Origin of the sequence: Alteribacter populi (assembly GCF_002352765.1) — a bacterium.
Lineage (GTDB): Bacteria > Bacillota > Bacilli > Bacillales > Salisediminibacteriaceae > Alteribacter > Alteribacter populi.
In genome coordinates this window covers 1,517,474-1,535,808 of the sequence record NZ_KZ293963.1, presented here as the reverse complement: position 1 = coordinate 1,535,808, position 18,335 = coordinate 1,517,474, and the positions used below count along the sequence as shown (strand labels likewise).

At 38.8% G+C, this 18,335-nt stretch carries 21 protein-coding genes; 16 read left to right on the top strand and 5 right to left on the bottom strand.

Features of this window, described 5'->3' with window-relative positions; translation table 11 throughout:
- The first annotated feature begins 70 nt into the window (after positions 1 to 70).
- The 4 genes from CDZ94_RS07465 to CDZ94_RS07445 all read left to right on the top strand — a co-directional run bounded on the left by CDZ94_RS07465 (position 71) and on the right by CDZ94_RS07445 (position 2,671).
- Positions 71 to 943, top strand: a complete 873-nt coding sequence (locus tag CDZ94_RS07465; RefSeq protein WP_096435875.1) for a glycine betaine ABC transporter substrate-binding protein — start codon at positions 71 to 73, stop codon at positions 941 to 943.
- Positions 944 to 1,469: 526 nt separating this feature from the next.
- Positions 1,470 to 1,934 (top strand): DinB family protein, encoded by a 465-nt coding sequence (locus CDZ94_RS07455; RefSeq protein WP_096435873.1) that lies wholly within the window; start codon positions 1,470 to 1,472, stop codon positions 1,932 to 1,934.
- Between the two features lie 24 nt (positions 1,935 to 1,958).
- Positions 1,959 to 2,162: a DUF6366 family protein gene (locus CDZ94_RS07450; RefSeq protein ID WP_096435872.1), complete on the top strand. Its 204-nt coding sequence runs from the start codon at positions 1,959 to 1,961 to the stop codon at positions 2,160 to 2,162.
- A gap of 23 nt (positions 2,163 to 2,185) precedes the next feature.
- The gene (locus tag CDZ94_RS07445) at positions 2,186 to 2,671 is read left to right on the top strand and encodes a tetratricopeptide repeat protein (protein ID WP_096435871.1); all 486 of its coding nucleotides are present in this window, start codon (positions 2,186 to 2,188) and stop codon (positions 2,669 to 2,671) included.
- A gap of 158 nt (positions 2,672 to 2,829) precedes the next feature.
- Here CDZ94_RS07445 and CDZ94_RS21955 read toward each other — a convergent pair whose 3' ends face one another.
- The gene (locus tag CDZ94_RS21955) at positions 2,830 to 3,183 is read right to left on the bottom strand and encodes a helix-turn-helix domain-containing protein (protein ID WP_425352558.1); all 354 of its coding nucleotides are present in this window, start codon (positions 3,181 to 3,183) and stop codon (positions 2,830 to 2,832) included.
- Positions 3,184 to 3,185: 2 nt separating this feature from the next.
- Entirely contained in the window at positions 3,186 to 3,548 is a 363-nt protein-coding gene (locus tag CDZ94_RS07435; protein WP_096435869.1) for a MerR family DNA-binding transcriptional regulator, read from the bottom strand.
- A 135-nt stretch (positions 3,549 to 3,683) separates the two neighbouring features.
- On the opposite strand from CDZ94_RS07435, the gene CDZ94_RS07430 reads away from it, so the two are divergent.
- The 3 genes from CDZ94_RS07430 to CDZ94_RS21220 all read left to right on the top strand — a co-directional run bounded on the left by CDZ94_RS07430 (position 3,684) and on the right by CDZ94_RS21220 (position 5,546).
- On the top strand, positions 3,684 to 4,178 hold the full coding sequence (locus CDZ94_RS07430) for a DUF6022 family protein (protein ID WP_096435868.1): 495 nt from the start codon (positions 3,684 to 3,686) through the stop codon (positions 4,176 to 4,178).
- A gap of 113 nt (positions 4,179 to 4,291) precedes the next feature.
- Positions 4,292 to 4,858 carry a nucleotidyltransferase domain-containing protein gene (locus CDZ94_RS07425; RefSeq protein WP_096435867.1) on the top strand — a complete coding sequence of 189 codons (567 nt, stop codon included), beginning with the start codon at positions 4,292 to 4,294 and terminating at the stop codon, positions 4,856 to 4,858.
- Positions 4,859 to 5,249: 391 nt separating this feature from the next.
- The gene (locus CDZ94_RS21220; protein WP_157911703.1) at positions 5,250 to 5,546 is read left to right on the top strand and encodes a hypothetical protein; all 297 of its coding nucleotides are present in this window, start codon (positions 5,250 to 5,252) and stop codon (positions 5,544 to 5,546) included.
- A gap of 1,007 nt (positions 5,547 to 6,553) precedes the next feature.
- On the opposite strand, the gene CDZ94_RS07420 is transcribed toward CDZ94_RS21220, so the two are convergent.
- Positions 6,554 to 7,342 (bottom strand): DUF2935 domain-containing protein, encoded by a 789-nt coding sequence (locus CDZ94_RS07420; RefSeq protein WP_096435866.1) that lies wholly within the window; start codon positions 7,340 to 7,342, stop codon positions 6,554 to 6,556.
- Between the two features lie 571 nt (positions 7,343 to 7,913).
- Here CDZ94_RS07420 and ilvD point away from each other — a divergent pair.
- On the top strand, positions 7,914 to 9,605 hold the full coding sequence (gene ilvD / locus CDZ94_RS07415; RefSeq protein WP_096435865.1) for a dihydroxy-acid dehydratase: 1,692 nt from the start codon (positions 7,914 to 7,916) through the stop codon (positions 9,603 to 9,605).
- 386 nt (positions 9,606 to 9,991) lie between these two features.
- Here the strand turns inward: ilvD and CDZ94_RS07410 are convergent, their stop codons facing one another.
- A complete protein-coding gene (locus tag CDZ94_RS07410; RefSeq protein WP_096435864.1) occupies positions 9,992 to 10,930 on the bottom strand; it encodes an aminoglycoside phosphotransferase family protein in 939 nt (312 codons plus the stop codon).
- 372 nt (positions 10,931 to 11,302) lie between these two features.
- Between CDZ94_RS07410 and CDZ94_RS07405 the strand changes: the two genes are divergently transcribed.
- From CDZ94_RS07405 to CDZ94_RS07395, 3 genes are all read left to right on the top strand, one after another.
- Complete coding sequence (locus CDZ94_RS07405; RefSeq protein ID WP_096435863.1) at positions 11,303 to 11,839, top strand: GrpB family protein; 537 nt, start codon at positions 11,303 to 11,305, stop codon at positions 11,837 to 11,839.
- Between the two features lie 33 nt (positions 11,840 to 11,872).
- Positions 11,873 to 12,379, top strand: coding sequence for a GNAT family N-acetyltransferase (locus tag CDZ94_RS07400; RefSeq protein ID WP_096435862.1), 507 nt, complete (start codon positions 11,873 to 11,875; stop codon positions 12,377 to 12,379).
- Between the two features lie 85 nt (positions 12,380 to 12,464).
- Positions 12,465 to 12,998, top strand: a complete 534-nt coding sequence (locus CDZ94_RS07395; protein WP_096435861.1) for a histidine phosphatase family protein — start codon at positions 12,465 to 12,467, stop codon at positions 12,996 to 12,998.
- A 14-nt stretch (positions 12,999 to 13,012) separates the two neighbouring features.
- Here the strand turns inward: CDZ94_RS07395 and CDZ94_RS07390 are convergent, their stop codons facing one another.
- Complete coding sequence (locus CDZ94_RS07390; protein WP_096435860.1) at positions 13,013 to 13,432, bottom strand: VOC family protein; 420 nt, start codon at positions 13,430 to 13,432, stop codon at positions 13,013 to 13,015.
- A 146-nt stretch (positions 13,433 to 13,578) separates the two neighbouring features.
- Between CDZ94_RS07390 and CDZ94_RS07385 the strand changes: the two genes are divergently transcribed.
- From CDZ94_RS07385 to CDZ94_RS07365, 5 genes are read left to right on the top strand one after another with little or no spacing between them, the layout of a single operon-like run.
- Complete coding sequence (locus CDZ94_RS07385) at positions 13,579 to 14,571, top strand: LacI family DNA-binding transcriptional regulator (RefSeq protein ID WP_096435859.1); 993 nt, start codon at positions 13,579 to 13,581, stop codon at positions 14,569 to 14,571.
- Entirely contained in the window at positions 14,564 to 15,463 is a 900-nt protein-coding gene (gene rbsK, locus CDZ94_RS07380; RefSeq protein ID WP_096435858.1) for a ribokinase, read from the top strand. Before CDZ94_RS07385 ends, rbsK begins: the two co-directional genes overlap by 8 nt.
- Positions 15,460 to 15,849 carry a D-ribose pyranase gene (gene rbsD / locus CDZ94_RS07375; RefSeq protein ID WP_096435857.1) on the top strand — a complete coding sequence of 130 codons (390 nt, stop codon included), beginning with the start codon at positions 15,460 to 15,462 and terminating at the stop codon, positions 15,847 to 15,849. Before rbsK ends, rbsD begins: the two co-directional genes overlap by 4 nt.
- A gap of 30 nt (positions 15,850 to 15,879) precedes the next feature.
- Positions 15,880 to 17,379, top strand: a complete 1,500-nt coding sequence (locus tag CDZ94_RS07370) for a sugar ABC transporter ATP-binding protein (protein WP_096435856.1) — start codon at positions 15,880 to 15,882, stop codon at positions 17,377 to 17,379.
- Positions 17,366 to 18,310 (top strand): ABC transporter permease subunit, encoded by a 945-nt coding sequence (locus CDZ94_RS07365; protein ID WP_096435855.1) that lies wholly within the window; start codon positions 17,366 to 17,368, stop codon positions 18,308 to 18,310. Before CDZ94_RS07370 ends, CDZ94_RS07365 begins: the two co-directional genes overlap by 14 nt.
- Positions 18,311 to 18,335 lie beyond the last annotated feature (25 nt).

Here is an 18,335-nt window from a genome sequence, read left to right as displayed (position 1 = left end):
CGGCGTGAAGGTAGCTGTACACTTATAAATCTTTTAAAAAAGAGGTAAAAATTTTAGAGGAGGATTTATCATGAAAAAAGTATTAATAGGCACAATGATGTCATTATTAGTAGCATTCAGCGTTGCTTGTTCTTCTGAAGAAGCAGGCGGAGAAGCAGAAGGTAACGAAAATGGTGAAACGATTACTTTTGGTGTTACACCTTGGACAAGTACAGTACCACCAACAGAAATCGCGAGTCTTATTTTGCAAGACATGGGCTATGAAGTAGAGCAAACAAGTGCTGATGTAGGAAGTGTATTTGTCGGACTTTCACGTGGTGACCTTGATGTGTTTATGGATTCTTGGTTTCCAATGCACGAAAATTACATGAGTCAATACGAAGACACAATTAATGACACAGCTGTGAGTTACCCTGAAGCTGAAACAGGCTGGACAGTACCCACTTATATGGAAGACATTGATTCAATTGAAGACCTAAAAGGGAATGAAGATCTGTTTAATAACGAAATGTACGGAATTGAAGAAGGCGCAAGTGCAACAGGTGAATCAAACGATTTAATTGATGCTTACGATCTAGACATGACTCAAGTAGCTTCTTCAGAAGGTGGCATGCTGTCCCAAGCTATGCGCCAAATGAATCAAGAGGAGCCTGTCGTCTTTTACGGTTGGCGCCCGCACACGATGTTTAACGAGCATGACCTAAAGGTATTATCTAACGAAGAAGGCTTCTTTGAATCATCATCCGTTCACGTTCTTACTAATCACGAATTAAAAGACAACGCACCTGATGCTTATGAATTTCTAAGCAATTGGAGCATCTCAATTGATGAAGTAGAAAAAATGATTGTAAAAATTGAAGAAGATAATGAAGATCCAGAAGACGTTGCACGTGAATGGATCGATAACAACCAAGATAAAGTAGAAGAAATGATTGGTGAATAATAAAAAGGGAAGAGGTCTGTAATAGTTGCTATTACAGGCTTCTTTTTTAATTTAAAGATAGATTTTATAGAGCGGACAGCTATCTTCACGCCGCTCGTCTCAAGGAGAAACCATCCTTGAGACTTTAAAACATGAGAGCTAACGCTGTTTTTAATAAAAGACCGCTATGTGGTTTTTCTTAAGAGTTAAGAAATTATAAAAAAATCTACGTTTCGATGTCTAGCTCCAGGCGCCATCGCGATAGTCGGGCGCCTGGAGCTATTCTTGTACTTTAAGAAAAGGCTTCCGCCATTAAAGCTTGGCGGTAAGCCAAGTTTTCTTTATTTTATGTTGAAGGTGCGCGATATTTGTCGGATTCTCGATATCTATACTATTTCCGCCGGTATAATGCCAGTTTCCGCTGATAAAATACTCAAACCGATTACTTTAAAATCCGCGCCTACTAAATTACAGACAGGGTTTTTGCCATTCATGTGTAAGTGTAAAATAGAGAGCATATGGAATTTTCATACGAGGGGGAAAGATGATGAAAAAAAGACGTGAAGTTCTTTTCAATCAACTTGAATCATACCGAGATGGCGTTCTAGATGTACTGGACGATGTGACAGAAGTAGAAGCGGAAATGGTACCGAAGGGGTTTAATAATAATATCCGCTGGAACCTTGGGCATGATTATTTGGATCAATACTTATGGATTCAAGCACTAACGAAAGAAAAAGGACCGGTTCCCGAAGAATTTAACTCATGGTTTGGGTTTGGAACCTCACCTGCCAACTTTACTACTGAGACACCCTCCGTTGAGGAATTAATGATATTACTTAAAGAACAGCCAGCAATAATGAAACAAGCTTACGGTGAAAGGCTAGAAGAGGAATATGCGCCAACAGAAATGGGGATGTATACCTTGGAGCAAGTATTTATTCGGACGATTTTCCATGAGGGCATGCATTTACAAGTGATCATGGATTTGAAGAAGTGTATAAGAATTTAATAGCGATCAAAAGGAGATGAGAATTTGAATAACGATTTTCACGACCAAAACGATCGTTTCCGAAAAAAAGAATATAAAAAGAGTCCAGGGACCAATTTTTCTGATTCTGTGAATCGCTCCTTGGTTGGTGAACCCGGGGAACTATTCAGAGGTGGTTGTGCTGTTCGAGTTTTTACGTTGGTGGTTATTGTCATTGGTTTCTTGCTTTTATCAAAGTGCGGTTCCTAATGTTGAATGAAGAGGGGGAAAACATGAAACTAGACTTAGAAAGAGCAATTATTTTAAGAAAAGAAGGAAAGCTAAACGAATCAAATGAAAGACTAGTAAAGCTAGCGGATAAATTTCCTGAAGATCCGCTTGTCCAATATCATTGTGCTTGGAGCTTTGATGCTTTAGGTCATGAAGCTGAAGCCGTGCCGTATTATAAAACAGCGATTCAACAAGGGCTATCGGGTGAAGATTTAGAAGGGGCTTTATTAGGGTTGGGAAGTACATACCGAACATTAGGACAGTATGAGGAATCGAAAGCTACGCTAGAAAAAGGAATATCGCTGTTTCCTAACAATAACGCACTCAAAGCCTTCTATGCGATGAGCTTATATAATGTGAATGAGCACTCAAAAGCAATGGAGATTCTTCTAAAGTGTTTAACGGAAACGAGCAACGACCCGAAAGTTATACGTTATAAAAGGGCGATTGATTTTTACTCGAATAAATTAGATACGACATGGAAGTAACAGAAACCTTGACGAAACACATGGATTTTCTCAAAGAAATCTATGTGATTTTTGTTGAAAGAATTTATAAGCGGACAGCTACCTTCACGCCGCTCGTCTCAAGGTGCTAGCTGCCACTAACTAATCGTCAGCCACGAGTTTTCTCAATTTAACTACGGTCAACTCAAGGACTTATTCAAGTTTAGTAACTTACACAATTTATAAAGATGAAACAGTCCATGTAATTGATCGTTATTGCGTTTATTAAATTGGGTTTGGATATCATGAATCAATTGTTTTGCATTTGGAAGATCACTTTCATCCAATGCTTTTATTGCTTCCTTAACCTGAATCATTTGCTCCGAATAAATTAAATTTTGAATGGATTTTATTAACAGCATTTTAAATACTTGAAATGTGTCAAACAAACGATATTGACTACTCTCATCTCTTTTAGAACGGATTAATCCTTCTTTTTCCCAGTATCGGAGCGTTGATGCAGTAATGCTAAATTCAGTGGTTACTTCTCCAATTTTTAACAGTTTTTTTTTAATTGATGCTCACCCAGCAATTTATCTAGGTACTCAAATGCTTCTTTAATTTTCTTCCTGTCCCCTGAATTGACTACCTGAGCGTTATTGACATCCCAAAGGGCTGAATCTAAATCGCCGATTTGGATTTTCTTTAAAACGCTTGTCGTTATGTCCATTCCGAATCCGGTGGACATGGCTACGATACATTCGAAATAAGCTACATGTTCTTCTGTGTACACGCGGTATCCAGTCGGTAAGCGTTCTGCAGGTGGAACGAGTCCTCTTTTTTCATAATTTCTAAGAGAGCTTGTACTAATTTGAAGTCTTCTTGCAATATCTACAGGTCGGACATTATTTTTCATCATATCACCCTCACATGATTTCTTATGAAGTTTTTAACTATAAGAACCGTTATTGCAATAAGTTTATCAAAAAACTTTAGCATTTGCTTTAATGTTATAGGATGGATTTGTAACGCAAAATAAATTGGAGGGGTTATGATGACTAAACTAAATGTTAAGCCAGATTTGTTGATCGAAGAGTTAGGAGAAGTTTTAACCGCTTATATAAAGGACCACTGGGAACGGGTACTTGAGGAAAACAAGGAAGAATTATTAAAACTCTATCCGGAGTATGAAGATGCCACTTATGGTATCTATTTAGACAAATTACTTCCACCTGTTTGGGGAGTTCTTGAAAAAAATGGCTTTCAGTCTGCAGAAGAAACGAAAGAGGACGATTTTATAATTGGTGGGTGCTTAAATTTTAGAAATTCTATTGAAAAAGCTCATTGGGGAACGCCAAGTCATGAAATCCGTGTATTTTGGATTGTGATTGAAAATCAGCACCGAGAGCAGATCGGTACATTGATTTTTGAATTACCTCATTCTCATGTTGAATTTGATTTGCCCGCTCCGCCTAAGGTCACGGTATTTGAAGGAACAGAACGAAGAGAGATTACTCAAAAAATTCGAGAGCTCAAAGGTCGTTCATGATGAATGTACAGCCATTTCGTTATTAGGCGGAGTGGCAGAGTCCCCCTGAATTTATTGAATTCGTTACTAAATATTTTACTTTTTAGCTGAATAGAAAGGAGAATGAGGTAACTTTGGCTTTTAAACAATGCAAAAACATTACGAATGTGATGGCCGAATTCAACAAATCGTGGTTTTTCGCTGGAGGTTGGGCCATTGACCTTTTTCTTGGTAGAGAAACGAGACACCATGACGATGTAGAAATTGCGCTCTTTCGCGGCGACCAATTAGATCTAAAAGCCTTTCTAAAAGACTGGGAAATGAAGTATGTGAGGAAAGGCGAGTTTTATCATTGGGAAGATGAGTTTTTGGAATTACCTATACATGAGATCCACGCTCGGAATCCTTTGAACGGAGAACATTTAGAAATTCTTTTAAACGAGATGGAGGATGGTGAATGGAGGTTTAGGCGGAATTTGAGTATATTTTACCCTTGTCAATCTGTTTGGAGCTATACTGATTCAGGTATTCCGTATCTCAATCCGGAAATTGTCGTTTTATATAAAGCAAAGAATATAAGAGAAAAAGACGAGCAGGACTTCTTAGCAGTAAAAGACCATCTAAAAAGTGAAGCCAAAACCTGGCTGCAGGATGCGATAAGAAAGCATTGCCCCAATCATAAATGGCTTTATTTGTTGTAAGTTGTCAGCAGAACTCCAGAATTATCACAGTAACCTATCTTCTTCACTAGAACCATTTTACAAACATCATGACATTTATCCGGCACTTAACATAAGAATGGTAATGAGTATTTTTCACCGGTCATTAACTACTAGTGTGAATCTCCACCATCATTTTAAACAAACGCGTCAGCTCGCATGTATTAAAGTCTCAAGGGTACTTTTCCCTTGAGTCGAGCCGCGTGAAGGTAGCTGTCCTCTTATAGATTCTTATTAAAAAAGGAGAGGTTCCGTAACCTTACAGAAATCTTTACTGTATCTTTTATATTCATTCGTTATCATTGTTTTATTGTTAGTTGTCGATCATTATAACGGGGTATTGAGGCAAGCGATTTCGACAACGGGTCAGTATATGCCAAACATGCTAATCATTTCTATACTGTTTTTCCCTATTGGTATATTGCTCGGTTTGCCACGACTCATCAAAGAATTTAATAAACGAGGGAAGTGGACGATCAACGTTGAAAAGTTAGTCTTTGTTGGGATCCCAATGTTGTATTTAACTCTATATTTTTTTCTTTCTGTTTACATTCCTGTTTTAACTGTCTCAGGGTCTCAGTTGTTATTAGGGAATGATTTTACTTTAATTGCTAGTTTGATCTTTGGGTACGTTGTGATAAGCAGTTTCAAAAAATGTTCAGATGTATAGATTAGATGCTTTAAAAACACTTCTTGGATTAAATCCGAGTGTTCTTTAGTAATGAATGAATTTCACATTCTGAGCCTAGGCGGCTAACGGTCTAAGACATGAAAAAAGGACACCTCCCCAAATGTTGAATTAAGTAAGTGACCAAACAAACGAAATGAAGTGGGAGGAAACACCTCATGACTATTGCGAAGAGAGTTTTTCTAGCACCCTACGGAGCTACATAAAGCTACTCTTAATTTAACACCAAGCAAGTTGGAGACCCTAGCCAAGTTGAAGTGTGTTTAAAAGGTCTCTAAATAAAAAAAGATCTTCTGCGTAGTAGGCCGTAATCTGTGAGACTCCTGCGGAAAAACGGACCAGCCGAGACCCCGCAGGGCGCTTTTCCCGAGGAGGCTTGTCGGTTCGTCCGCGGAAAGCGAGCAGATGCAGGCCAACGGAGCTACAAAAAGATACGCTTTTTACAATAAGTAATAATCAAAAAATGGGCGGAAATATTATTTTAGAGTTGTGTGCTTTTTTAAACAAATGAATTATGAAATTGGCTCAGGTAAAAGAATTAATCTTAACTTTGCAAAAAGCAATAATCTTCTAGAAAGCATCCGTTACCTGACAGTGGAATTGACTAATAGATTCATTAAAGGTGAGAACGAGAAATAGAATCTCATTCACGAGCATTTAAGTTGTTTTTATGATTTGCATATATGAACAGCAAAAGGTAGCTGTGAAATTTTGTAATGCCTTATTAACCTAAAGGAAGGTTATTATCTAGAGACTAATCCTGACTGAAGTAAATTGCTATTGTTTCGAATTTTTATTGATTATTTTTTCAACTAATAACCAACCAATAAAAATCACCAAAAACGTTACTGGAGGTTCTACTTTAAAAATCCGAGCAGAAGTGAATTAAATGCGTGTATTCTGAAGATAGTGAATTCTTGGTTACAAACCTGATTCGTTAATTACAAAGAAATTAACCTAATTAAACAATCGCTCTTATTATTTTAAATTCATGTTCTTTTCAAACTAGCTTCAAATAAATCTATAATTTCTAAAAACCTCTCAGCTTCTCTAAATGTATGGTCAGCTAAAAGCGGGTGAATGTTACTTTTGATGCGGCATGCTTCTATTAATTCTCTTGCTGTTTTCTTAAAATCCCTTAAAGAAGTAACTGATACTTTATTTTGATTTAGGAAATGAGTTAATATTGGTCTAGTTTCAGAATGCGGGCGCATAGAATCTAAATCAATTGCCTGAAAAACCAATTGGTCAAAATCATGACTAAATTCTCTAGCCTGTTCTACCAACTTTCTTTCTGAAGGGTCTAAAAGGTGACCGATAAACTTTGAATGGTCTGCCATAATTTTAAGGAAAAAAACATTCTCTTCAATAATTGCTTCTGGTTTTGGCGCTAGTATTCCTTCATTTAGTTCTTTTAATCGATTAGCAAAGTAAGCTGCTTCTCTGCTAATGTGGTCGACCAATAAAGGGTAATTATTTGAGTGAATCTCACACCGTAAAGTTAAACCTAATACTTTCCTCTTATAACTCCATATGGCGGCTGCTGCTTGATAAACCTCATTATTAAAATCTTGAATTTGACGTAAATCAGAATTTACCGTGAACCTGCTCAACTTTTCCTCTATTCTTTCAAAAGTAGTGATAAACTGCTGTGCTTCATTAATTAATTCCTTCTGATCGTGTGTAAATCCTAGACTTAAAAATAAAGCATGTTCTTTCATAATTCTAGACCAAAATTTAATTTCATCTAAGGACCTTACAACAATCGGGTTAGCCATGTTGTTCCTCCTTTTTCTCATCTCCTTTTACAGTATATATGCCAGATTTATTGTCCTATTCTAACAAGTATTTTCTCCGATAATATGGGTCCCGCGGACAAAACGTGAATTTAGTATTTTCAAAAAGTACTGAAAGTAGATATGATTGAATGAATTTCATAATTCATCTGTGAGACCCCTGCGGAAAAACGGACTAGCCGAGACCCCGCAGGGTGCTTTTCCCGAGGAGGCTTGGCGGTTCGTCCGCGGAAAGCGAGCAGATGCAGGCCTACGGAGCTCCACAAAGATACGCTTTCTACAACAAATAATATAAAAAAATGGAAGAGATATTATTTTGAAGTTGTGTGCTTTCTTAAACAAATGAATTATGAAAGTGATTCTATTAATAAAGTTATTCTCATTTAAAGTGAATTTGTTCTATGCTCAACCAGTTGAAAGCGTTGTCACGAAACTATTTTTTAAAAAAATTACTTAATTTTGCTGATAGTAGTACAAAAAATATAAATTTTCTGTATAATGTGAAGTTAATTCATTTAATCATTTTTCAACAGGAACGAGAGGAGTTTGACTGATGGCAGATCAAGAACAAAAAGACTTAAGAATTCGTAGTAAAGATATTAGTGAGGGAAAAAATCGTGCTCCAAACCGAGCGATGCTGAGAGCGGTAGGCTTTCAGGATGAAGATTTTAAAAAGCCGATGATTGGCGTGGCTAGTACGTGGAGCGAGGTCACTCCTTGTAATGTACATATAGACAAGCTCGCGATCGAAGCGAAAAAAGGAGCAAGAGAAGGTGGAGGCGCTCCGATGATTTTTAACACGATCACCGTGGCTGATGGGATTTCCATGGGTCACGAAGGGATGCGTTATTCTCTGCCGAGCCGTGAAGTGATTGCGGACTCCATTGAAACCGTTGTGGGTGCCGAACGGTTGGATGGCGTCGTAGCCATTGGAGGCTGTGATAAAAATATGCCGGGTTGTATGATTGCCATCGGACGTTTAAATCTTCCGGCTGTATTTGTGTACGGAGGAACGATCTCTCCTGGTAAATCGAAAGAAGACAAGGATATCGATATCGTTTCCGTCTTTGAAGCGGTCGGCAAATACAACACTGGGTCCATTGATGAAGAAGGTCTTCATGATATCGAATGTCATGCGTGCCCTGGTGCTGGATCTTGTGGAGGAATGTATACAGCGAATACGATGGCATCGGCGATTGAAGCGATGGGCATGAGCTTACCAGGCAGTGCATCTAATCCTGGTGAAACATCAGAGAAGCTCGGAGATTGCTATCATGCAGGTGACGCAGTTGTTGAACTCCTTCGTAAAGAAATTTATCCAAAAGATATTATGACGAAAGAAGCGTTTGAAAATGCGATTACCGTCGTTATGGCGTTAGGAGGCTCAACGAACGCGTTCCTTCATCTTTTAGCAATTGCTCACTCGGTAGATGTAGAGCTTTCGCTGGATGACTTTGAGCGAATTCGCGAACGAGTGCCACATATTGCTGACTTAAAGCCAAGCGGACGTTACGTCATGGAACATCTCCATCAAGTAGGAGGCGTATCTGCCGTCATGAAGTTGCTTCTTGAAGAAGGACTGCTGCACGGAGACTGCTTAACAGTAACCGGTAAAACACTTGCAGAAAACCTTGCAGAAATTCCAGGCCTTCACGAAGGTCAGGAGATCATTCGTCCACTAAACAATCCATTTAAGGAGTCAGGTCCGCTTTATGTGCTAAAAGGAAACCTAGCACCTGCAGGAGCCATTGCGAAAATGTCTGGTCTAAAAGTAAGCAAAATTACCGGTCCAGCTCGCGTTTTTGATTCAGAACAAGAAGCGACAGAAGCGGTTTTAAACAATGAAATCAATGCAGGTGATGTACTGGTTATTCGCTACGCAGGTCCTAAAGGCGGACCCGGTATGTCAGAAATGCTTTCCATCTCAGGCATTATTGTTGGCAAAGGATTAGGTGAAAAGGTAGGGCTGTTAACGGATGGGCGTTTTTCAGGTGGAACGCATGGATTGGTCGTCGGCCACGTAGCTCCTGAAGCACAAGCGGGAGGACCGATTGCGCTCTTGGAAGAAGGCGATCTGATCACAATTGACAGTGAAACCCAGGAGCTTTCCGTAAATGTTTCCGATAATGACATGACTGCTCGTTTAGCCAATTGGCAAGAGCCTCCGCTCCGTTATTCACGAGGCGTATTAAATAAATATGCTAGACTTGTATCATGTGCATCTAAAGGCGCGGTAACAGATTAAAGAAGTAAGACAGTGTTGAGGTTAGTTCAGCACTGTCTTTTTTTAGAAAATAAGTATATGTGGAGAGCTACCTTAACGCCGCTTGTCTCAAGGGGAAGACATCCTTAAGGCTTACAAACAGGCGGTGGAAGCTAACGCTATTTTTAATAGAAGGTTGTTATGCGGATTTTCATATTTTTAGGAACTTAGTTTTCTTAAGGTTGAGGATCACGAATGCCTTTTATCTCCACTATCCTGCGACCCAAGTGTGCAGTAGATTTATTGGTTATTCAACTATATGACCCAATTCCAAAGGACACCTTCTTATTCAAGATTGGCGCCTATTTCTTGAATAGCTAAAAACAAATTATGATGCTACCTTTTATGAAGAACAATAAATAAGAAACTCAATCAATGTTTCCCATTAAATCTTTTAGATAATACAAGGCTTCATTTTTATCCTTAGTCTCAAGTTCCTCAAATAATAACTGTTCAATAAATTCCCATGTATCTTCTAATCTTCTTTTTAGTTGATAGAAATTCAGAGCATCTTGATTTATTGAATAGTCAGGGTGTTCTTCCTTATAAATTCTAAGGAAATCATCGAAATATGGCTTATCAACGAGGAACATCATATCAGCTTCAACAGGAGCTATTTTCAGCCCTTCCCAATCAATGAGCATTAAATTTTCTGTCTGCATTAAATTCCAATTATGCAAATCGGTGTGACAAAGAGACATACTTAATTGGTTTGTCTTTAACTTGTTTGACAAGACTTTTATTTGGAGTATTAATGCTATTACGTTTTGTTTATACTTGCTGATAAGATCATTTAGTTCTTCTGGTAAGTTTTCTTTTGGTCTATCCAATACCTCTTCTAACCGATCTAAGAATGAGACCTCAAAATCTTCAATGATTGCATTTGTTTGAACAGGTATTTCTTCTCCAAATGAATGTAGCTCAGCTATAATTTGAGAAAATTCTCTGATTTGCTTCTCTGTTAATTCCTTTTTTCCAACGGTTTCTCCATCAATATAGTTATAAAGCAAATAAATATTTTCACTGTCTTCGCATTTATAATGACCGTCTTTAGATAGTAAAGGTACGGAAATCATTCCTTTTAAATAACTATTTTTTTCTAACCAAACCAATATTGGAGAGTATAGGTCAATCAATGCTGTTAATTTCGGTGTAGAAGCTCTGTGTTTCTCATAAATCTTTAGAAAATATGCATTATATTTGTTTGAAACTTTATATGCAAGAGCTGCCCAGCCTCCTTGCTTTGGATCTAAACTAATTGGTTCAATACCATAGTTATTCTTTAAAACATCATCAATTCTTTTCATTCTTGTGCCTCTTTTTTTGTCATAAAGAAAAAGCTAAAACTCACTATTTCTCTCTCAGTAATTTTTCTTCTGTTTGTTATATCTTCCAATGGTTGTTTTTCACTCAATTATAATCACTCCAAGTTCATCATTGTGAGAATATATCATACCTTCTTTTATAATCTGAACACTTCTAACTATTACTCCACAATCTGGCCCGGTTTGTTTAAGAACAGCAGCCTGTACCAGTAGAGTTATTGCAGTAAACGACTTTCTTACACATATAGAACTTTTTTCGGTGGAACACCGCGGGTTGAGAATAAAGCAGGATTGACTCGCTTTTAAGAGAATTAATAATGAATGATAACGTCAATATCTTATGGAGGTGTAGGTATGTGCGTTACTCAAAGTGATTGGCCAGTTTGGGCAACAGAGTCAGTTGAAATTATCGAACCTGATCCGAAGTGGATTGATAAAGGGATGCAAGAGAAAAACGAACTTTATACTATTCTATCTCCTTACGGTATCACTGAAGTGGAGCATTTCGGAAGCACATCGATCCGTCATTTATTAGCAAAACCAATTATCGATTTAATGGCTAAAACCGAATCATTTGAACGAATAGATGAAATTTCCTCAGCATTAATCAAAATTGACTGGCATTTCGTACCTCCAAACTTAGATAATCGTCCATGGAGAAGGTTTTTTGTAAAAGTAAAAAACGATAAACGTAGCGCCCATCTTCATATCATGTATGAAGGTGATGAGCGGTGGGAAAAACAGCTGTTATTTCGTGATCGGTTAAGAATGAATGAAAAACTCAGAGCTGAATATGCCCACCTGAAAAGAAATCTAGCAAAAGAATTCCAAGGAGATCGGGAAGCTTATACAAAAGCGAAAACTACATTCGTTAATAAGGTATTAGAATAATCTTTAAATAAGGAAGAATGGAGGAGAGTTGTGATGAGTAACACAGTACTAACCACTAAAAGACTGACTCTACGAAAAATGCGACACGATGATATGAAAAATCTAATGGAGATCTTCTCTGACCGAGAAGCTATGAGGTATTATCCCTCTACAAAAGGTGAAAAGGAAACAAATGATTGGATCGAGTGGACATTAGCTAATTATGAAAACGATCGTGTCGGCCTTTGGATCGTAGAAGATAAAAAGACGGGTGAGTTTCTGGGGCAGTGTGGCATTGTCCCTCAAGAGGTAGAAGGTAGAAGTGAAATGGAAATTGGTTATTTGTTTACTCGACGGGTTTGGGGAAACGGGTATGCTACAGAAGCTGCACTCGCTTGTAAAAAGTTTGGATTTGACCAGTTGAAGCTAACAAAGATCGTTTCATTATGCGATATATACAATACCCCATCCACGAAAGTCGCTGAGAGAATTGGAATGAGGAGAGAAAAGATTATCTACAAATGGGGAAAAGAAATCGCTGTATATTCGGTTTCGATATAATTGTACAACGAATCTTTGCTTAAAGCAGGGAATTGGATGAAGTCTATTGAAAGATTTGTTTTAGGTGGTTAGGGAGGGATGAAGATTGAGAATAGGATTATTACGGCATTTTGAAGTGGAGCGTGGCTATCCGAATTCATTCATTCGTGCATCAGAATTAATCAAGTGGGTCGATGAATACGATGAATCTGATGTCACGGAGACCGATGTCGATTTGCAAAAAATTGACTGGCAGCGGTGCTTTTCGAGTGATTTAAAAAGAGCAGATATTACGGCCAGAAAGGTTTTCGATAAAGATATTGAGTTTAGAAGTGAATTAAGAGAGGTACGAATGGCGCCATTCATCAAGTGGAACATTCGAATCCCGCTTTTACTTCATCTGCTATTTCTAAGAGTTGCCTGGCTGTTTAATCACCAATCACAACCGGAGAGTAAGAAAGATGTGATGGCTCGTATTAATGTTTCCTTAGACGAAATACTCGAGTCCAAAAACGACGTTCTTATCGTCGGTCATGGAGGTATTATGCTGTTAATGCGAAAAGAACTGGTCAATCGAGGTTTTAAAGGACCGAATTTCAAAAGACCAGCTAATGGAAAGCTATACATCTTTGAAGATTAATGAGCTTTATTTGTTTATACCATATTTGGATAATCGCAATACTCAATAATTGTTCCTTCTGTATCAGCGGGATTTAAGTAGATTAACCGTCTCCCGTGTTTATTAACTCGTAACGTATCTTCCAATGTCCGAATCCCTTTTTGTTTTAATTCCTCAAGTGCTTCATCCAAATCGTGAACGTGATATGCGATATGATGAACGCCTTTGCCTTTTTGCTTAATAAATCGAGCAATCGGCGAGGTCGTATTGTTTGTTGGCATGAGAAGCTCCGTTCGGTTGCCGTTAACTTCCAAAATTGCAATCTCACTTTCAACACCTTGTGCCTCACTTCGATAGCGATCAATTAATTTTCCACCTAAGACATTTAGATAAAAATCAATGCTGTCTTCTAAGTTACGAACAGCTACACCGATGTGGTCGAGTTTTTTCTCCATAGCTAGTCTCCTTGTTTGTATTATTGATCCATTTTATCATAGAATTCGCTTATTTATATCATAACTGATATCAATCGTTGACAAGAATGAAAGTTCATATTATGCTTTGTGTAACCGGTTACACAAAAAACTTAGGCGGGATAATAATGACAACCATTCGAGATGTGGCTAAGCACGCAAAAGTTTCTGTAGCAACTGTTTCACGAGTTTTAAATAAAAAAGGTTATGTAAGTAAAGAGGCAGAACAAGCGGTTTTAACCTCAATAAAAGAATTAAAATACCGCCCAAATTCAGTCGCACGTACGCTTTATCATAAAACGTCAGGGATGATCGGACTTGTCATGCCGGATATTACCAACCCGTTTTTCCCGGAGCTGGCAAGAGCAATTGAAGACGTTGCTTTAACATATGGCTATACGGTGGTCTTATGTAATACGGATGAAGAGGTTAAAAAAGAAAAGAAATATTTAGAAGCATTAAAACAAAAGTATGTGGATGGGATCATTTTAACAACGAGTAGCTTATCATTACATGATTACCATCAACTTGATATCCCGATTGTGGCATTAGACCGTGTCATTGATGAGAATATTCCTTCTGTTGTCTCAAATAACAAAGAGGGAGCCCGGTCAGCGACAGATCACTTGATTGGCAATGGGTGTGAATTTATAGCACATATTCGAGGTCCTGTAGGGTTAGCACCTTCTGATGACCGCTTTCTTGGTTTTAAAGAAGTGGTTGAAGAACGCGGGACTGCCAATATCGTTATTGAAGCCGATTTTCAAATTGACCGTGCAGAGACTGTAACAAGAGAGCTACTAAAAAAACATCCGACGATTGACGGTATTTTTGCTAGCAGTGATGTAACAGCAGCTGGAGTAATGAAAGCGGCACATAGTGTAGGAAAAAGAATACCTGAAGACCTTAAAGTAGTAGGGTTTGATGGTGTTCCGATTGGGACGATGCTTGTCCCTTCTTTAACTACCGTGGCACAATCAATATATGAAATGGGCGCGCTTTCAACGAGATTGTTAATTAAGCAGATTGAAAAAATACCATTAGACTCTTATTACTACGAGCTACCTACGAATCTAGTTGTTCGTGAAACGACGAATCAAACGGAGGAGAGTCATGACTAAACCAACGATTACAGTGATTGGCAGTATAAACATGGATATGGTTACGAATACAGATATTTTTCCAAGTCAAGGGGAGACGGTTTTAGGTGAGTCATTCAGTACGATGCCAGGAGGAAAAGGAGCAAATCAAGCTGTTGCGGCAGCGAGGCTAGGGGCTCAGGTTCGGATGATCGGAAGAGTGGGCGATGACCCATTCGGTCCGGTTTTAAAGCAAGTGTTATCTGATAATGGAATTTTTTCGGGTGATGTGGAACCGGTTACAGAATGCAGTTCAGGTGTCGCAACGATTATTTTATCTGACAGAGATAATCGGATTATTGTGACCCCGGGAGCGAACAATCATGTGACACCAGAGTATGTAGAGAAATTTAAAGAAGAAATTATCAAAAGCGATATCGTGTTACTTCAACTAGAAATCCCACTCAAAACAATAGAATACGTTCTTGATTTGTGTACTGAATATGAAACGACTGTGATTTTAAATCCGGCACCTGCCCAGCTGTTAAGGAAAGGAAGCTGGCAGAAAGCAACGTATGTAACCCCTAACGAAACAGAATATAATCAATTGTTTACTGCATCGATACAAAGCGACTTGCGTTCCAAGCTGATTATCACTAAGGGAGCACGTGGTGCTTCATTTTTCGATGGTCAGCATGAGGTCGAAATCTCCAGTTATCGTGTAGAACCCGTAGATACGACAGGGGCAGGAGATACGTTTAATGGCGCATTTGCTGTAGCTATTGCGGAAGGTCGGGCACTTGAGGAGGCTGTTTCTTTTGCGAATGGAGCGGCAGCCTTATCGGTTCAAAAGTTAGGAGCACAGGGCGGGATGCCAACGCGTGATCAACTTGATAGATTTATGGAACAACGACAGGGAGGGGGGCGAGAATGAAAAAGAACGGTATCTTAAATCGAGACATTGCGAGTTTACTAGCAAAATTGGGTCATACAGATCGAATTGCGATTGCGGATTGTGGTTTGCCGATCCCCGATCACGTTCCATGCATTGATTTATCGATTCGACAGGGCACGCCTTCTTTTTTAGAAGTGTTATCAGAAGTTTTGGATGACATGGCTGTAGAAAGGCTATACATTGCCAAAGAAATGCAAATTCACAATCCAAAGGTGCAACAAGAAATGAACAAGTTCGACGTACTCGTTAACTACTATTCTCATGAAGATTTCAAAAAAGAGCTTCATCATGTAAAAGCGATTATTCGTACCGGAGAAAACACACCTTATGCGAATGTGATTTTACAATCAGGGGTGATTTTCTAAAAAGGCAAGCAGCTGGAAGGGAGTGTAGGTATGGTTATTCAGATGGAAGGCATTGATAAATCCTTTAGTGCAAATCAAGTCTTGAAAAATGTCCAATTCTCTCTAAATAAAGGTGAAATCCACGCTTTAATGGGCGAAAACGGAGCGGGAAAATCAACACTCATGAAAATCCTTACTGGGATTCACCAAAGAGACAATGGCACGATTAAAGTGAAAAATAAACAGGTAAAATACGAGCATCCAAAAGACGCTGAACAAGATGGCATTGCCGTTATACATCAAGAACTAAACATTCTGCCTGAGCTTACAGTCGCAGAAAATTTATTTTTAGGAAATGAGCAAACGGTTGGGAAAATTGGTTGGTTAAAAACGAAGGAAATGAATCGAATCGCTGAGCAAAAACTTTTAGATCTAGGTCTAAAGGTAAAGGCAACTGAGAGAGCTGGAAGTCTTTCAGTTGGAAAACAGCAAATTATTGAGATTGCTAAGGCGCTTTTAACAAATGCCGATATCATCATCATGGATGAGCCAACAGCAGCATTGACAGGACGAGAAATTGAAACGTTATTTAAAACGATAAGAGACTTACAAGCAAAAGGTGTTTCTTTTATCTATATCTCTCACCGAATGGAAGAAATTTTTTCACTCTGTCAGCGCATTACGGTTTTAAGAGATGGGGAATACGTTGGGACGAAAAAAATCCCGGATACGAATTTTGACGATGTTGTGAAAATGATGGTAGGTAGAGAGCTAGGTGGGAGATTTCCAGATCATGACCTACAACCTGGGGAAACAAAACTCGAAGTCAAAGGACTATCAAGAGCAGGTGAATTTGAAAGCGCCTCCTTTTATGTGCGAGAGGGTGAAATTCTTGGTATTTCAGGGTTGATGGGTGCGGGAAGATCAGAATTAGTAGAGACGATCTTCGGCTACCGAAAAGCAGATCATGGCGAGATCTTGATAGACGGTGAAAAAGTTACTATTAAGAGTCCACATGTCGCGATAAATAAAGGAATTGGATTTGTATCAGAGGATCGAAAATCTAAAGGGTTGATCGTTGATTTTTCAATCAAAGATAATTTAAGTTTAACGAATTTTTCAGATATTTCATCTTCAAGCTGGATTTCAAGTCAAAAAGAAATGGCCTTATACGATGAACTGGTAAAAAAGCTAAGCGTTCGCACCTCGGGACCCGCACAAGCCGCCAAGTCGTTGAGTGGCGGAAATCAACAAAAAGTTGTTATTGCAAAGTGGTTAGGCACCAGCCCCAAGGTGTTAATTTTAGATGAGCCGACTCGTGGTGTAGATGTAGGGGCAAAAAAAGAAATCTATATGATTATGAATGAGCTGGCAAAACAGGGCGTTGCGATTATTATGGTTTCTTCCGAGTTGCCTGAAGTGATTGGTTTAAGTACGAGGGTAGCGGTCATGTTTGAAGGGGAAATATTAACAACACTTGAAAGAAGTGAACTAACTGAAGAAACGATCATGCATTACGCCACAGGAGGGGATAAACATGTTCGACAATAAGAGGTTAAAATCCTTATTGGCAACGTTAGGTCCATTTATCGGGTTGCTTTTAATTGTCACTGTTATCACGATTATTAATCCTAGCTTTTTGTCCTTTTCAAATATCTTAAATATTTTAAGACAAGTTTCAATCAATGCCTTGATTGCCTTTGGAATGACGTTTGTCATTTTAACAGGGGGAATAGATTTGTCAGTCGGTTCCATGCTCGCATTCTCAGGTGCCGTAACAGCGACATTGATGGCAGCAGGTGTCGACCCGATACTAGCGATGCTTATCGGTCTTTTAGTAGGAACGATTCTTGGAGCAATTAATGGATTTGTCATTGCAAAAGGAAAAGTCGCGCCCTTTATTGCTACACTTGCTACGATGACGATTTATAGAGGGTTAACGCTTGTTTTTACAGATGGTCGTCCGGTAACTGGTTTAGGCGAGTCAACGTTTTTTGAGCTACTCGGACGCGGTTACTTTTTCGGTGTACCCGTTCCTGCCATTACAATGATGGTTAGTTTTCTCGTTCTATATTTAGTGTTAAAGAAAACGACCTTTGGTAGACGTGTTTATGCCGTTGGGGGTAATGAAGAAGCTTCCATCTTATCCGGAATAAAAGCTGACCGAATTAAAGTTTACGTCTACTCATTGACCGGTTTTCTCTCTGCACTAGCAGGTATAATCTTAACTTCACGGTTGAATTCTGCTCAGCCAACCGCAGGGCAGATGTATGAGTTGGATGCCATTGCTGCTGTTGTACTAGGAGGCACGAGTCTAACCGGAGGTAGAGGATGGATTGTCGGTACCTTAATTGGTGCCTTAATCATAGGAGTCTTAAATAATGGACTCAATCTGTTGGGAGTCAGTTCATTCTTCCAACAAGTCGTGAAAGGCAGTGTCATTCTTCTGGCGGTTTTACTAGACCGCAAAAAAAATGCATAACACACGATTGAAAGGGGAAATGAAG

Bases quoted from the DNA above. Each gene is read 5' to 3' on its own strand.
- CDZ94_RS07465 (WP_096435875.1), top strand. From the start codon at position 71: ATGAAAAAAGTATTAATAGGCACAATGATGTCATTATTAGTAGCATTC.
- CDZ94_RS07455 (WP_096435873.1), top strand. From the start codon at position 1,470: ATGAAAAAAAGACGTGAAGTTCTTTTCAATCAACTTGAATCATACCGA.
- CDZ94_RS07445 (WP_096435871.1), top strand. From the start codon at position 2,186: ATGAAACTAGACTTAGAAAGAGCAATTATTTTAAGAAAAGAAGGAAAG.
- CDZ94_RS07435 (WP_096435869.1), bottom strand. From the start codon at position 3,548: ATGATGAAAAATAATGTCCGACCTGTAGATATTGCAAGAAGACTTCAA.
- CDZ94_RS07430 (WP_096435868.1), top strand. From the start codon at position 3,684: ATGACTAAACTAAATGTTAAGCCAGATTTGTTGATCGAAGAGTTAGGA.
- CDZ94_RS21220 (WP_157911703.1), top strand. From the start codon at position 5,250: ATGCCAAACATGCTAATCATTTCTATACTGTTTTTCCCTATTGGTATA.
- CDZ94_RS07420 (WP_096435866.1), bottom strand. From the start codon at position 7,342: ATGGCTAACCCGATTGTTGTAAGGTCCTTAGATGAAATTAAATTTTGG.
- ilvD (WP_096435865.1), top strand. From the start codon at position 7,914: ATGGCAGATCAAGAACAAAAAGACTTAAGAATTCGTAGTAAAGATATT.
- CDZ94_RS07410 (WP_096435864.1), bottom strand. From the start codon at position 10,930: ATGAAAAGAATTGATGATGTTTTAAAGAATAACTATGGTATTGAACCA.
- CDZ94_RS07405 (WP_096435863.1), top strand. From the start codon at position 11,303: ATGTGCGTTACTCAAAGTGATTGGCCAGTTTGGGCAACAGAGTCAGTT.
- CDZ94_RS07400 (WP_096435862.1), top strand. From the start codon at position 11,873: ATGAGTAACACAGTACTAACCACTAAAAGACTGACTCTACGAAAAATG.
- CDZ94_RS07390 (WP_096435860.1), bottom strand. From the start codon at position 13,432: ATGGAGAAAAAACTCGACCACATCGGTGTAGCTGTTCGTAACTTAGAA.
- CDZ94_RS07385 (WP_096435859.1), top strand. From the start codon at position 13,579: ATGACAACCATTCGAGATGTGGCTAAGCACGCAAAAGTTTCTGTAGCA.
- rbsK (WP_096435858.1), top strand. From the start codon at position 14,564: ATGACTAAACCAACGATTACAGTGATTGGCAGTATAAACATGGATATG.
- rbsD (WP_096435857.1), top strand. From the start codon at position 15,460: ATGAAAAAGAACGGTATCTTAAATCGAGACATTGCGAGTTTACTAGCA.
- CDZ94_RS07370 (WP_096435856.1), top strand. From the start codon at position 15,880: ATGGTTATTCAGATGGAAGGCATTGATAAATCCTTTAGTGCAAATCAA.
- CDZ94_RS07365 (WP_096435855.1), top strand. From the start codon at position 17,366: ATGTTCGACAATAAGAGGTTAAAATCCTTATTGGCAACGTTAGGTCCA.